We start from the raw sequence: 15,198 nt of genomic DNA, 5'->3' as shown, positions 1-15,198 counted from the left end.
CGTCTCTATAGGAAATGCGTATATCAATAAGTTTCAATTGAGATGGAGCTTGTATGAAGACCTTCTGCCGATACGGTGAGTTGAACGCTACCCTTCTCTTCCGTAGGTTGCACAATAGCAATAGCTTTTCCCCGGAATGTGCGTGGCGTCAATGACCGGAAACTTTTCATATCATCGTAGCTAGCGTTGCCGGAAGCAATAACGCTACCGTTTCCGCTGAAAGCGATAGTAACCGGAAGCACGGCATCGGGAACTACATTGCCATCTTTATCTACAATTTCTATTTTGACATAAGACAAATCGTTCTTATCTGCCTTTATCCGGTTCCGGTCCGCAATCAGTCGGATAGCCGCAGGAGTTCCGGTTGTCTTCAATATTGTTGATGCGGCCTCCTTTTTACGGTTCACATTCACCGCTTTGAGTTCACCGGGTTTGTAACTAACCTCGAATGTAGCGGTGTACGACTCGGGATCGACTTCTTTCTCGCCCACTAAAACGTTATCCTGATACAATCTTACCTTCGGCGAGCGACTGTAAACGTTTACCCGCAGGGGTTGACCTTCCAATCCAGGCCAATTCCAGCTTAATAATTCGTCCGTCCATCCCCAGCCGTTCACCACTTCTTTCTTTCCCTCTGCCACGGGTCGACGTACGGCCACAGCTATTTCACGTTCCCTCCAAATAATATCACGAAAATAGGATTGCGGTTTCTTATCGCCACAAAGGTCAATATCTCCGCACCAACCGTTATACCAGGGCCAGCCCATAAATTGCGGATCTCTTTCACCCGGTGCCAGTTCCAGCGCATGCGCCAGACCGGCTTCACCCAGATAATCAATAGATGTCCATACAAAATCGCCAATGATATACGGATGTTTCTCTATCAGATTCCAGTTCTGCGCAGCTTCTTTAGGATAAGATTCACTTCCATAAATGATGCGTTTTGGGTCTGCAGCATGGTCGCTCTCATATTTACGCCACACATAATTATAACCGGCTATATCTACATTTTTAAAAGTGCGGTGCGCATCATTGTCCCAAGAGAAGTGACGTCTGTCCCAAAAATCATTTGCACCTATCGTGGTAAAACGGGAATCATCATACTTACGGATGGTATTAACCAGTCTCTTGGAAATCAGATCTCCTTCGGGTTCATCGGCACGCTGTTCCACTTCATTGCCAATACTCCACATAATGATGGAAGGATGATTGCGGTCGCGACGAACAGAGGCGGCCAGGTCCTTATCGCTCCACTCATCAAAGAACTGAGCATAATCATTATCCCGTTTTGGTTTCTGCCATTGATCAAATGTTTCATGGATAACCAGCATTCCCAATCTATCACATGCTTCCAAAAAGTATTCAGACACCTGATTATGAGAGCATCTTACCGCATTATAGCCATTGGCTTTCATCAATTCCACTTTCTTCTCTTCCGCCCGGTTAAGGGTTACCGCACCCAACAGACCATTATCGTGATGGAGGCAACCGCCTTTCAGTTTTATCGTTTTACCATTAAGTTGGAAGCCTTTTTCAGCAGAAACAGAAAGAGTACGCACGCCGAAAGGAACGGAGATTTTATCGAATACTTTCCCGCTTGAGGAGAGCGAAACTTCAGCGGTATATAATATAGGTGTATCTACCGACCACAATTCGGCATTCTTTATGGAGAAAGAAGCGGCAACGGGCGTCTCTGGGGACAGGGTTAGCTTTTGGCTTACAGTGGCGACTTCTTTTCCAGCGGGCGAATAGACTTTAATATCCAAATCGGCCGCGCCTTGCTGCTGATTCTGATTGTGTACGATGGTAGAGAACCGCACCTGCACATCTTTACCTTTCAGTTCGGAAGCGTTGAAGAATGTGTCCCATTCATCGAGATAAGTCTTATCGGTTTTGATGATCCATACATGACGGAATATACCGGAGCCTACGTACCAACGGCTGTTAAGCCCTGTATTAATTGCTTTTACTACAATAGTATTTGCAACACCGGGAGCATGGCAGTAATCGGTCATATTAATCCTGTACGAGGTATAAGCGTAAGGATTATAATAGGCTTTCCGGCCATTGATCCAGACTTCGGATTGGTTGGAAACGCCTTCGAAATAAAGGATAAGGCGCTTACCTGCATCCTCAGGTGAGATAGTGAATGTTTTTCTGTACCAGCCTTCGCCCCCGACGGTTTGTCCGGTGTCCCACGTTCCTTCGCTCATGCGGGAGAAAGGGCCGACAGTTACGCCTTCGCGTTGTACAGGCAATGGTTCGACGCTCCAATCATGGGGTAGTTCAAGGGCTCTCCACTTGCTATCGTTGTACGATGGTTGCTCGGCATTGGCTACACTTCCAAGATGGAATTTCCAATCTTTATTAAAAAGGATTTTGCGCCCGGACATCTGCGCGTTCCCCAGGGCATGAACAGCGGCTAACATAATAAGGTATACAAATAGTGACTTCTTTGCTTGTTTCATGAATATACGATTTGAGTTTAACTACATGATGTAAGCAAAAGAAGTGATATTCGATTGGAAGGAGGGGATTGAAAAGTGTTATGAGGGGCCTAAAATTATGTCATGACACGATTGAATACCCTAATGACATAATCTTATAACCTTGCCTGGAATTCCGACGGAGTTATACCAAACTCATCTTTGAAGCGTTTGGAGAAGTATTTGGGATTGCTGAAACCTACTGCATAAGCTACCTCCGATATATTCATTTGTTGGTTATGCAGCATCATGCAGGCGCGTTTCATTTTTATATTGTGGATAAAGTCCAATGGAGTCAGTCCAGTCATTGATTTAATCTTCCGGTATAGGGTTGATCTGGACATATTTAAATCGGAGGATAGTTGTTCCAGATCAAATTCGGGTTCTTCTAGGTGTTGTTCAATGCTATCAATAATGGATTGCAGGAACTGTTTATCTGCCGACTGGTAGTTTAAGCCTTCCAGGTTTATATCCTCTTCTTTCTGAAAAGCTGTCTGACGCATTTTATATGATTTCAGCAAGTTATCTACCCGGGCAAAAAGCACTTTAGATTCAAACGGTTTGGCAATATAGCCATCCGCTCCGGCTTCGTAGCTTGCTACACGGTCATCAATACCTTTCTTTGCGGTAAGTATAATAACTGGGATATGGTTAAAACGTAAATCGGTTTTTATGCGATTACATAGTTCCCAGCCGTTCATATTAGGCATCATGACATCGCAGATGGCAACATCTACGGCAGTATTATTCAATATTTCCCATGCTTGTTGACCGTTGGTGGCTGTCACTACGTTATATTTATTTTTGAATATCCCTTTCATGACGTACAGTAGTTCCGTATTATCATCGACCAAAAGGATAGTAAACCGATCTGTTTCTTCTGTTGTTTCCAAGTCATTCGAAGGAATTTCATCGGTGAAGATATCCTCTTGACCTTCAATGATCATCTCATCCAACCGTTCTTCTGTTGTGTAGGATTCTTTATCTACCGGTAATTCTACAGTAAAGCAAGTGCCTTTATCCGGAACGCTAACAACAGTTATGGTTCCGTGATGCAGGGTAACCAAATCCTTTGTCAGGGAGAGACCGATCCCGTTCGACTCTATTCCTTTATTTTTCCGATTGCTATAGAATCGGGTGAAGATATGGTCAATCTCTTTATGCGATATACCGATTCCATCATCTTCCACCTTAATGACTAAACAATTACCATCTTCTTGCTGTATAAGTTGGGCAATTACTCTGATTTGTTTATTCTCCGGTGTATATTTTATAGCATTGGAAAGTAGGTTGTACAGAATCTTATCCAGCTTATCGAAATCTATATATCCATATAATTCATGGGTATCAACATTGATTTGCAGATCTATATTCTTTTTCCGGGCAAGTGGCAAGAAGTTTGTCCGGCAAATATCAATGATAAAGTCTTTGATGCTTCCATAAGACACGCTCAACGTCATTCTTCCCATATCCATCTTCCTAAAATCGAGGATTTGCTGTATCAGTCGTTTCAGTTTATCCACGTTCGATCTCAATATCAGGGTTTGTTTCTGTCCGGGCGCATCCTTCGCTTCCAGATGGTCAGTAGCCGTGGATATTACAGTAAGCGGCGTAAGCAACTCATGAGATACATTCGTGAAATAATCAAGCTTGGTACGGTTCAGTTCTTCTCTGAACTTAATGCTATTCTTCCTTTTAATGCGTTGCGAATAGGTATGCAAAATCAAATAAATGCACAGCCCAATAAGTAAGACATAGAAAAGATAAGCATACCACGTTTCATAAAACGCAGGATACTGTTCGATGGTCAACAGCACTTCGCTATCCGTCCATTTACCCTGCTCATACTCCGATTTCAACCGGAATCTATACGTTCCTTTAGGAATCCGGTTATAGAAGGCAGCATGCTTGCCAGGTTCCGGATAGACCCAATCCTTATCAATTCCTTCCAGCATATAGGCTATCCTGGTCTTGGGATTAAGCGAGTAAGAAAGTGAAGAGAAGGATATCTCTATATTCCTGTCGCCGGGTTGCAGCGTTATCTGTTCTATAGTATTTGTATGGTCACCGTTACGGCAAATATCGGAAAAGAAAACACTCCGGTTCTCTACCTTAATATCCGTAACTACCGGATGATAATGATTTCCACCGAATACAGAAGCCGCTCCAGATTGAATATGGATAAAGCCACCATGTCCACCGACATACAACCCTCCTTCGCCATCCAGTCCTATGGCTTTGTGCCGAAACACATTCACTAATATATTTCCGTCCGAAGTGGAATAATTGCGTACGGTTTTGTGGTCAATATTATATTGGATGATTCGTTTATTGGTTGAAATCCACACGCAATTTTCATCTGCCAGCATACTTAATACGGAACAATCTTCTATATTATTTTCTAGAGGCATGCTTTCGAATGTTTGCTTTTCCTTGTCGGATTTATAGATACGCCCTAACGTAGAAATCATCCATAGACACTCTTTTTTATCCATACAAACATAGCTGATGAGTTCCTGTTCCGACAGATTTGGAATATAAACCTTTTGTTCACTAGCTATGGTGTTGGCTGAATAATTCAGCGTACAGATAGTTTTATCGACAGATATGCCCCACACTTTTCCGTTTCCATCTACCGCCAAACGGGACATCCGGGGCAAATCCTGTGATGCGACAATTAGCTTCTGACTGTTTGCGGGCTTCACCAGAAGCATAGTTGATGTTATGATCCACAGATTACCCTGATGATCTTCAACAAGTTGTTCTACGCTTCCCGGATTAGATACAAATGTATTCAGATAGATATCTTCTTCTATATATATCTTCATGTTTTGCTGACTAAGCCGCATCACACGTAAATTATTCCTATCGCTTGCCCATACCCCTCTTTTGGATAATGCTTTTTCCATAATAAGTGTTTCCAGCGTGCCGGAGTAATTATGTATATCATTATATGAGAGTTTATCGCCAGACATATCATATAAGCACAAGCCATACCTATCCTGACACATCCATATAATATTCCCTTCATCTTTGCATAGATTCAGGAGATTAGCATCCCATCCCAATCGCTCTTTTAGCTGTGGCAACGGATAGTTATCTGTTTTGGAATCGTCAAAGAAGATGGTGTACGCCATATCATAAGAACTGAGCCACAGGTTCCCATCCCTGTCTTTAAATATACGGGTATACATCATGTGGGTATCTACCAAGTCATGAATATCCACTTGTTCCAGCGTTCCATCAGTGGTAAGATTGAGAGCATATAACTCATTGTATGATAGTATCCATAAATATCCAAACGTATCATCCTGCGTCATGCTATAAATTAACGGTTCATCCTGACCAGTCCGGGTGTTTAATATGCGGTGTTTCTTATAACATTGTGCCCCTGTTTCTTCGGGAAAGAATTGCCAAAGTCCTTCGCCCCAGGTACCCATCCAATAATTACTTGAACTATCCTGATACATAATAAAGGAGTTACTGTTTTCACTAAACTGCGGATAAGCCACAAATGAATCTGTTGGTACATCATATTTAAGTGGACCACTTCCGTAAGCCATCACCCAAATTTGGTTGCTCTTATCAACATAGACTGAGTTTATTACAAGTAGTCGGTCCTGGCTTTGCTGACTAGCGATAGGATATTCTTTAATAATTCGCGCATCCGGAGTACATTTATATAGTTTGCCCTCGGCAGCTATCCATGTATAGTTATCCTGATCAACGGTTATGTTATTGACCTCTTTATCTAAAAGGAAAGCATCCGGGAATGGAAATATCTTACAGGTTTTCTTTTCAAACAGATTAACGCCTTTTCTTGTTCCGATCCAAATGTAAGGGCCATTATCAGATATACAAATGATAGAATTGTTGGTTAGCAAACCCGGATATTTATAATCCGACCGGAAAAACTGTAATTTATATCCGTCATATCTTGCCAACCCGTTGGTGGTGCTAATCCAAAGGTAGCCTTCCTTATCCTGACCTACATCCCAGATTTCATTTGAAGAAAGTTCATGGAAGAAGGGCATCTGTTTGGCCACAATGTGCTGCGCATAAAGAGGAATGTTAATTAAAGACAGAAGTAAGAAAATCAACAGGTGTTTCATATTATTAGAGATATAAGGCGTAAAGGATAAGGTTGCGTCCTAATCGGAACATACAAATATAATGGATTTTAATAAAAAATACCCTGTCCGAAAAGTCTTTTTCATAACGTCATTACGAGCCGTAGGCGAAGTAATCCAGCTCACAAGATGTATAACCTGGATTACTTCGCCTACGGCTCGCAATGACTATAATCTATTTCTTACTCTAATGTCACAAGCTCATACTTTTGAGAACCGAGTTCCAGTTTTTCCGCATGATCCAGGGTGAGTCTACCGTTACGTGACTCAATACGTTCTACCAGGTGCACACGGTCTTCTTCGGGTGATTGGTAAACAAGGTCTACGCAAGCTTTATCCAAAGCTACCGGATCAAGGGATGCCAACATACCGATATCTGCGATACGGGGTGGTTCGGGATGTGAATCGCAGTCACAATCTACGGAAAGGTTATTCATTACATTGATGTACAGGATATTATCACCGCAATAATCGGCAATTCTTTTCATTCCCTTATTTTATTTTTTAGTAAGAGCCTGTTTAAATTTTGCTCGTTCTTTTATTTAGTGCTGTTTTTAGGCTGTTTGTTTTCTTTTTAAGGTGAGAATAGCGGGCTATTTGAACCGCNCACCATAGGCAATATGGAGAATCGCCAGAAGACCTCCGGGAAGCTTCTCCTGCGTATATTCCACTATTACATTTACCTTAACCTTGTCACTCCCGCCGAGATTCGATACTTTTTTTACTTATTCCGTCGTTTGCGGAAACTCTGATTCGGAAATAACACATCTGTTATTTCAGTTTTGAGAGCCTGTTTAAATTTTGCTCGTTCTTTTATTTAGTGCTATTTTTAGGCTGTTTGTTTTCTTTTTAAGGCGATAATAGCGGGCTATTTGAGCCGCGAAAAGAGAAGAAACAGACAAAAAGAGCGCTAAAGAAAAAACGAAAGCAACCTATAATAATTATTCTGTGGAAAATTGAAACAGGCTCTCAATCATTTCACACAAGGCAGTTTGTCAGAACTGAACAATCGATTGCCTATTCCTTCGGGAATAAAAGAAAGCCCGATAATAATTGTCTCATTTTTCTTGCCGTTTGTTACTCTGATATATTAAGTTTGCATAAACTTAATAATTAGTATTCACTTTAAAAACAAATTTATGTCAAGTNTGAACCGCGAAAAGAGAAGAAACAGACAAAAAGAGCGCTAAAGAAAAAACGAAAGCAACATATAATAATTATTCTGTGGAAAATTTAAACAGGCTCTAATTATACTACTGGTAAAATGCGTATCCCTGCCTCCAAATGCGATATGATACCGCATGGAACCCTCACAGCGGCACGTTGCTGCCTAGAACTCCTTTCTTTGTTTCAAGCGTTCGGCATACTCATTCACGCGACGCATTTCTTTCGGAATATCAATACGCTGTGGACAGAGCGGCTTACAAAGCCCGCACTCCGTACAATGGTCGGCCTGTCGGAATTTAGGTATCTTCCGGTCATAGCCAAGAAGGAAAGCCCGCCGGGCTTCTTTGTAATTGGGATCATTGGAGCTATTCAAGCGTTGTCCGGCACTTACGCAGCGGTTGTAATGATCAAAAATGCCCGGTATATCCAACCCATACGGACAAGGCATACAATATTGACAGGTAGTACATTGTATATAGTCGGAGTTAAGCATAATTTGAGTAACCTTTTCCAACGCTTCGTACTCTTGTTCATTTAACGGTTGCAGAGGTGCGTAAGTCCGGATATTCTCTTGCAAATGCTCCATATAAACCATACCGCTAAGTACAGTCAACACACTCTCTGGCGTTCCGGCATAGCGGAATGCCCATTGTGCCGGGGTATCTTCCGGACGAATCTCTTTCATGATGTTCATGGCCTGAGTATTCACTCTTGCCAAACGACCGCCTAAAAGAGGCTCCATTATAACAGAAGGTATACCTCTTTTTTCCAGTTCGGCAATCAAATATTCTGCATTTACATTCCTCCCGACCGAAGCATGTTGCCAATCAATATAATTCAACTGAATCTGCACAAAATCCCACTGAACTTTTTCGTGCAGCGACAACATATAATCAAATCCTTTCACATCTCCATGAAAAGACCATCCCAGATTCCGGATACGTCCGGCCTTTCGTTCTGCTTGCAGGAAATCCATCACACCGTTATCATACAAGCGATTATCAATCTCCCTTATCGGGTCCTTCCCACCTCCGACACTGTGTACCAGATAGTAATCAATATAATCGACTTGCAGGTTCTTCAGCGAGTTCTCAAACATCTCTTTGGCAGCCTTCAACGACCGGGTATAAGGATCATTGCGTCCTGTGGATAGTTTGGTAGCAATATAGAATTTATCGCGCGGATGACGTTTCAAGGCAATACCAGTGGAAGTTTCCGACCACCCCCTGATGTATACCGGAGCGGTATCGAAGTAGTTTACGCCGTGCGAAATAGCATAATCAACAAGTTCATTCACCATATCCTGATCCACTTCATCTTCACCATTAGCATTTTTCCGAAGAGGCCAGCGCATACAACCATAGCCCAAAAGGGAAACTTTGTCTTTCGTGAACGGGTTGATACGGTAGGTCATTTTATCGGTCGGCACTTCGCCGATGGCACCACCTTCTGCCGATACCGTATTTTTAGGTTTACAGCCATAAAGTGCTGTAGTAGTAACAGCAGCTCCTACTCCGAGGGTTTTCAGAAAGTTGCGGCGGGATATATTTTTCATAAAGTTATGAGTTTTGAGTTATGAGTTTTGAGTTATGGGTAGTGAGTTATGAGTTTACGATCCTGAGTACTCATAACTCACCACTCATAGTTCATGATGTTTTACATACCCTTCTACATAGATAGCGCTAAACGGACGTGCCGGACAGAGATATTCGCAAGCACCGCATCCGATACAGAGTTCTTTATCAACAACAGGTATCTTCAGCGATTTCTCCTGACCGGGATCACGATCAACCAAAAGGATAGCGCCCGTAGGACAATGCTGCTGACAAGCAGTACATTGCACTTCGTCCGTATTTACAATACAATTCTCTTTTATCCATATGGCCTGACCGATAGCGATAGAAGATTTCTCGGCAAGCGATGACAAAGTGATCACATCCGCTGGGCACACCTGTGCACACTCAGAACATTCCGGGCGACAGAAACCTTTTTCATACGACATTTCGGGTTGCATCAGGGTCGAGAGTTTCTCAGACGGACGCAGTACATGGTTCGGACAGGCCGACACACAAAGCTGACAAGCTGTACAATGGTTATTCATGTTTCGCAGACTCTTCGCTCCCGGCGGAACCACAGGCGTCTTGCGGTCGGGACGTTTTTTATCTTCAATTTCTGCCAATCCGCCATCCACGTGTAGTTGCTGAGCCTTGATGGTATGTGTAAAGGCAAACAATCCGGCAATGGATAGGAAAGCCGAACGGGTCATTCCACTGTCTTTAACTCCTTTACTTTCTTTGCTTTCGGATGGAGTGGACGCCGCAATCTCTTTCTTTCCAGCCTTGCGAACTTCATACTTCATGGCTCCAAACTTACATTTGTCGATACAGTCGAAACAAGTTACACAACGGCTTTGATCTATCGTCATCGTTTTGGAGTTGATGCAGGATGATTTGCAATTGCGTTCGCAGACTCCACACTTGGTACATTTTTCGGTATCGAATGTTGGCTTAAGTATAGAGAACCGGGAGATAAAACCCAGGAATGTACCTACCGGACAAATGGTGTTGCAATAGGTACGCCCGTTTCTCCATGCCAATATAGCTACAATAATAAGGGTAGCAATGGCTACACCAAATACGACCCAACTTTTTACCCATACCTCGGTGGGGTAAAAAGCGTAACTATCTGCCCTTTCGGCAAATACAGCCAGCAGATTATTTCCCCAACGATAAACGGGCGCGAAAAGATTAGAAGCAATCCGCCCATAAGCACTATAAGGTTCGAGCAAACCAAAAATAGCGGGAATTCCGGCAATAAGGCCAATGATGAATACTCCTAAAACGGAATACCGGAGCCAGGAGATGGCTTTCGAGAAACGAAACCGGTTCTTCTTACCTTTCCGCTTGCCGGAAACGAAAGATATTCCGTCCTGCATTACACCCAACGGGCAAATCACGGAACAGTAAATACGTCCGAATATAAGGGTCAGCAATGCAAGCCCGATAATTATAGCGACGTTCACAGCCAGTATGGCAGGTACCAGTTGAATCTTAGCCAACCACCCGAACCATAGGTGTGCCGCACCCGTAAAATCGAGGAATAGTAGGGTAACCAATACAAAGAAGATGGCCGCAACTATCCGTCTAGTCTTTCTCAACATGTTTTTCAGAATTTAATTATTTAGTCCTTTCCACTTAAAAAGTGTTCTAATTTAGAATTTTAATATCATATAATTCCCAAACTTTCGCACATTTATCTTGTTCACTCGCAAAACTAAATAAAAAACCGAAAAACTGCTTTGTTCTCCGGTTCAATTTATTTTGCTTAAAAGTTCAAGAAGGTTTTACCATTCTTGATCAGGAGGGCAGTACAGAGTTTTATTAAAAGGGCATAGAAAAAAGAATAAATGATTTTGCTATAAATAAAGCAATCCATATCTTTGTAATTGTTTCTAAACGAAACAAATAACACAATAACCAAAATAAATCACTTTAAGTCTAGAAAACAAACATGAAATCATCTGAAATAAAAGCTCTCTTCGAGCAATTTGAAACGGCTTCTCTTGAATATGAAGGAATTGAATGTTGGAGCGCCCGTGACTTACAACTATTATTAGGATATTCCAAATGGGAAAACTTCTCTAAAGTCATAGATAAAGCTAAGGAATCATGCAAAAATGCAGGCCAAAGTATACTTAATCACTTTCCTGATATCAGGAAGGTGATCGAAGCCGGCAAAGGAGCAAAACACGAAATAAATGATATCCTTTTATCCAGATATGGATGTTATCTGATTGCTCAGAATGGAGACACCCGCAAGGAACAAATTGCTTTTGCACAAACCTATTTCGCGGTTCAAACCCGTCGTGCAGAATTAGTAGAGCAACGTTTATTAGAAGTTGAACGCATTAAAGCCCGCACAAAATTACAGGAAACAGAGAGGCGACTGTCAGGGATAATGTATGAACGCGGGATTAATGATCAGGACTTTGCCATTATTCGCTCTAAAGGAGATCAAGCTTTGTTCCGCTTAAATACATCTTTATTAAAAAAGAAGCTTGGAATTCCTGGGAATAGACCTGTTGCAGACTTTTTACCCACTATCAGTATTAAAGCAAAAGATTTTGCAGCTGAAATGACAAGTGTTAATATCCAAACGCATGACATAAATGGCGTAAAGCCTATAGAAAGGGAACATATTGAGAATAATGAAGCTGTTCGGAAAATGCTTCTTGAAAGGGGGATAGTACCAGAAAATCTTCCAACAGCAGAAGATATCAAAAAAGTAGAAAGGCGACTTGTTAGCGAAGAAAAAAGAGTTCTGAAAAACAATAAATAATCACATCAACATTCTCATAATACGATTAAATACTTCATAAGTATAATATCAGAATCCTTTTGAGATCAGCATATCAACAATATTCAGATATTCAGCAGGAACATCAACCCCTGAGATTTTCCGCCTCTTTATATCAACGATTTCGGAGTGAGAGATTCCACCCCACTTCAACCCTTTAATCAGTGTACAGTTATCACCCCATTTTGAAGATTTAAGACTTACAACTCCATCATTTGCCCCTGAAACCCTTTTAATTAAATAGTAAGTGAGGAAGTGCGATAAATCATCAAACCCACTCATTATAAAAGACTGGTAACTGGAATAGTAAACAGAGTTTGCATCCGGATTTTGCAGATTGAATTTTATCATATTCTTCGTATTCAAATCTCCAAGCATGGTATGAAGTTCCGGGGATTTATCGCCATACAGCCTTACTAAGGAATTAGTTATCGCTTTGGCTAATTTACTATGTATATACTTCTTATTATAAACAAAATCCACTATTTCGGAGCCGAGATGAGGGGTGGAAATCGTCGTCAGACTGGCTATCTTAGGTGCATACCCAAGCGTACTTATTAAAAAGCGGGAATCAATTCCGCCTTTTGAATGAGCAATCAGATTCACCTTTTCGGTCCCACATTTCTCCAATGCGGAATCGACGGATTCTTTTAATAATAAGGCATTGCGTTCTATCCCACTCCACGAGTCTGTATTTCCCAGAAACACATCTATACCTGCACTCCTTAGTGTTTCAGGAATTCGTCCCCAAAACAGGTTATTGTCTTTAGCAGCAATTCCGTGTACCAGGATTACAGGATATTTTAGTTTCTTTTTCTCCATACCATTGTGAGCATACCCCTGTTTTACTCTTCCCCCCAGTTCATTTGAAGTCCGGCAAGGGACATACAACATCCCTTATGTCCAAGTTCACAGCCTTTTTCAAATACTTTAATGGCTTCCTCTTTATGCCCAAGCATGAGGAAATAGGCTCCTAATTGCGCAATTGCATCCAGGTCGTTTAATTCAATAGCTTTCACGTAGTATTGGAAGATTTCTTTATTGGGAGCTATCTTTTTATTTTCGTTGGTATCTCCCCGAAAGTACTCGGCCATTCCGGGGCTTGCGAGCATTAAAGCATTTGCTATGGTGGTGCATGCTTTGGGGAATCCTTCATCACAGAGTTTGTCCATAGATGCACGTAGGTTTGAATCTGTATTCAGACCTAAATAAGTGCCCAGATTGGGTTCCTCTCTTCCCGATAGTTTATAAAATTCATAGAATTGATTGGCATATTCCTGTCCGCGGGTCTGAGCCGGTACAATGATCGTATCGTTCGGCATACGCTTGAATACCAGATTCTCAACCCACATGCTGATTCCAACCAATGTGTGTTCATCTTTCTTCAGAAAAACAAAAAGGCTTTTGTCGGGATAGACGATAACGGTATCACCCACCTGAAAGAAGTCGCCTTTGAATTCAGTAAAAGCATGAATATTTACCTTTCCTGCTCCGTCGAAAACAAAAGTATCATACATTCCTTCTTCCGAATCCAGTTTGTATGTTCCGGTTAGGGAAACGGAGCACTCCTGGGCATGGGTATAGTTTGCACAGAAAAAGGAAGAGAAAAGGGTAAGAATAGCGACAATGAATAGATTCCGGTTCATCATAGTTCTATCTATATGTTTAATGAGGATAAAGATAGCAATTTACTTTTTCTTAAAACTGCGAGAGTATCTCCTCAATTTCCCCCACCTTGCGGTTGCGGTCAAAAGAAAAGACGTCGCCATTTAAATCGACATAACGGAATAAGGCCAGAGATTTCTCCAGGAGTAGTTTATCCACCTCTCCCAACAAAGCATCCTGATAAAATAATTCAGCAACGATTTCCAACTTATACAGTTTTCCCTCGTCATTGAATGAATTGATTATTTCATCAATAGACATCGCCTTAAAATGGTCGCGCGGATATTTAAGGAAGGTTTTATAAAGTTCATCCAACTCCGACCGAAGCACATCGGGCTTTTGATTTTCTTTATTGCGCAAAAACTTAGCCAAGGCTTCGAAGAAGAGTTGGATCAACCTCATGATATAGTCTCTTTGTAGCATACTCTATTATTTAATGCCCAAAGATAATATAATTTCTGTAGAATTAGTATCCTATTGATAGTACCTGTATGGTGTACGCCTTTTCCATGGCCGGGTATTTTTCTTTAAACAAGTCAGTTACATCTTCAACAAACATGCCAGGGCGAGCGGGTCCTGTATCACGGGTATGTGGCATGCCGTTATAAACGCCAAAATCGTACATATATTCTTCTTCGCCCGCGTTTATGGTTACAGTTTCCAGGTAACGGTACTCAGGTTTGTTGCCTGGCTTTTTCTCTATTTTAAAAGGCACCTTTGGAACATCGGGAGCCGAGGAATACAGATCTACCGTACCTTCGGTTTTGTTCTTGTCGGTATATTCAAATATATACATTCCTCCTTCGGTTATCGGAATGCGTTTCAGCATATCTTCTTCCAGTTTTTTCTTATCTTCTACAGTCAGAGATTCACCTTTTATATATACCTCATGCGCAAGCACCCTATATGTTTGTGTTTCATACTCTATATGCACTTTCAATAAATAACCTTTTTGCGAGCTATCCTGAATCAGGATATTGGCCGTCCCTATCATCTTGGGGTCAAGTTCTATTACATTGCCATTATATAAAACTGCCGTTACAATGTTATTATTAAGATTCTGTATGGTGTATGCTCCATCGCCGCCATGAATATCAAGCAGCACATCGCCTCCGAAAAATGAATGAAAAAGCAAACCGTACTCATTATTAAAAGGAGTATCCCGGGATAAATGATAAGACAACGTTATCGGGGCATCGTCATCGTCACTGCAAGATGAAATTAAGCCTGTAAATACGAAAAGCGCAAAGGCTACACACAAATTTCTCATTTTCATAATTGGTTCTTTAAATGGTTCAGTAGTGTCCGGAGAAATCTTACCAGATGGTTAGCTGGTTTTCATCCTCCTGATTAATATTTAATTTTTTAATACGCTCAAACAACTTGCTTATAGG

At 41.5% G+C, this 15,198-nt stretch carries 9 protein-coding genes and 1 pseudogene; 1 reads left to right on the top strand and 9 read right to left on the bottom strand.

What is annotated here, in order from left to right; genetic code table 11:
- Positions 1–23: 23 nt before the first annotated feature.
- The 5 genes and pseudogenes from D0T87_RS10955 to D0T87_RS10935 all read right to left on the bottom strand — a co-directional run bounded on the left by D0T87_RS10955 (position 24) and on the right by D0T87_RS10935 (position 10,943).
- Positions 24–2,468, bottom strand: coding sequence for a glycoside hydrolase family 2 TIM barrel-domain containing protein (locus D0T87_RS10955; protein WP_163175171.1), 2,445 nt, complete (start codon positions 2,466–2,468; stop codon positions 24–26).
- A gap of 134 nt (positions 2,469–2,602) precedes the next feature.
- A complete protein-coding gene (locus D0T87_RS10950) occupies positions 2,603–6,598 on the bottom strand; it encodes a hybrid sensor histidine kinase/response regulator transcription factor (protein ID WP_163175170.1) in 3,996 nt (1,331 codons plus the stop codon).
- A gap of 200 nt (positions 6,599–6,798) precedes the next feature.
- Positions 6,799–7,101 (bottom strand): annotated as a pseudogene (locus D0T87_RS10945) (DUF362 domain-containing protein); the annotation flags it as partial.
- A gap of 845 nt (positions 7,102–7,946) precedes the next feature.
- Positions 7,947–9,338, bottom strand: coding sequence for an aldo/keto reductase (locus D0T87_RS10940; protein WP_163175169.1), 1,392 nt, complete (start codon positions 9,336–9,338; stop codon positions 7,947–7,949).
- Between the two features lie 84 nt (positions 9,339–9,422).
- A complete protein-coding gene (locus D0T87_RS10935; RefSeq protein WP_163175168.1) occupies positions 9,423–10,943 on the bottom strand; it encodes a 4Fe-4S binding protein in 1,521 nt (506 codons plus the stop codon).
- 350 nt (positions 10,944–11,293) lie between these two features.
- On the opposite strand from D0T87_RS10935, the gene dinD reads away from it, so the two are divergent.
- Complete coding sequence (gene dinD, locus D0T87_RS10930; protein WP_163175167.1) at positions 11,294–12,121, top strand: DNA damage-inducible protein D; 828 nt, start codon at positions 11,294–11,296, stop codon at positions 12,119–12,121.
- Between the two features lie 48 nt (positions 12,122–12,169).
- Here dinD and D0T87_RS10925 read toward each other — a convergent pair whose 3' ends face one another.
- The 4 genes from D0T87_RS10925 to D0T87_RS10910 are packed head-to-tail and all read right to left on the bottom strand — an operon-like array spanning position 12,170 to position 15,080.
- A complete protein-coding gene (locus D0T87_RS10925) occupies positions 12,170–12,961 on the bottom strand; it encodes an alpha/beta fold hydrolase (RefSeq protein WP_163175166.1) in 792 nt (263 codons plus the stop codon).
- A gap of 23 nt (positions 12,962–12,984) precedes the next feature.
- Complete coding sequence (locus D0T87_RS10920; protein ID WP_163175165.1) at positions 12,985–13,788, bottom strand: sel1 repeat family protein; 804 nt, start codon at positions 13,786–13,788, stop codon at positions 12,985–12,987.
- Positions 13,789–13,837: 49 nt separating this feature from the next.
- Entirely contained in the window at positions 13,838–14,227 is a 390-nt protein-coding gene (locus D0T87_RS10915) for a hypothetical protein (protein WP_163175164.1), read from the bottom strand.
- 43 nt (positions 14,228–14,270) lie between these two features.
- On the bottom strand, positions 14,271–15,080 hold the full coding sequence (locus D0T87_RS10910; protein WP_163175163.1) for a hypothetical protein: 810 nt from the start codon (positions 15,078–15,080) through the stop codon (positions 14,271–14,273).
- Positions 15,081–15,198 lie beyond the last annotated feature (118 nt).

It is taken from the genome of Bacteroides sp. 51 (genome assembly GCF_010500965.1).
Classification (GTDB): domain Bacteria; phylum Bacteroidota; class Bacteroidia; order Bacteroidales; family Bacteroidaceae; genus Bacteroides.
This window is presented reverse-complemented; position numbering and strand designations above follow the sequence as displayed.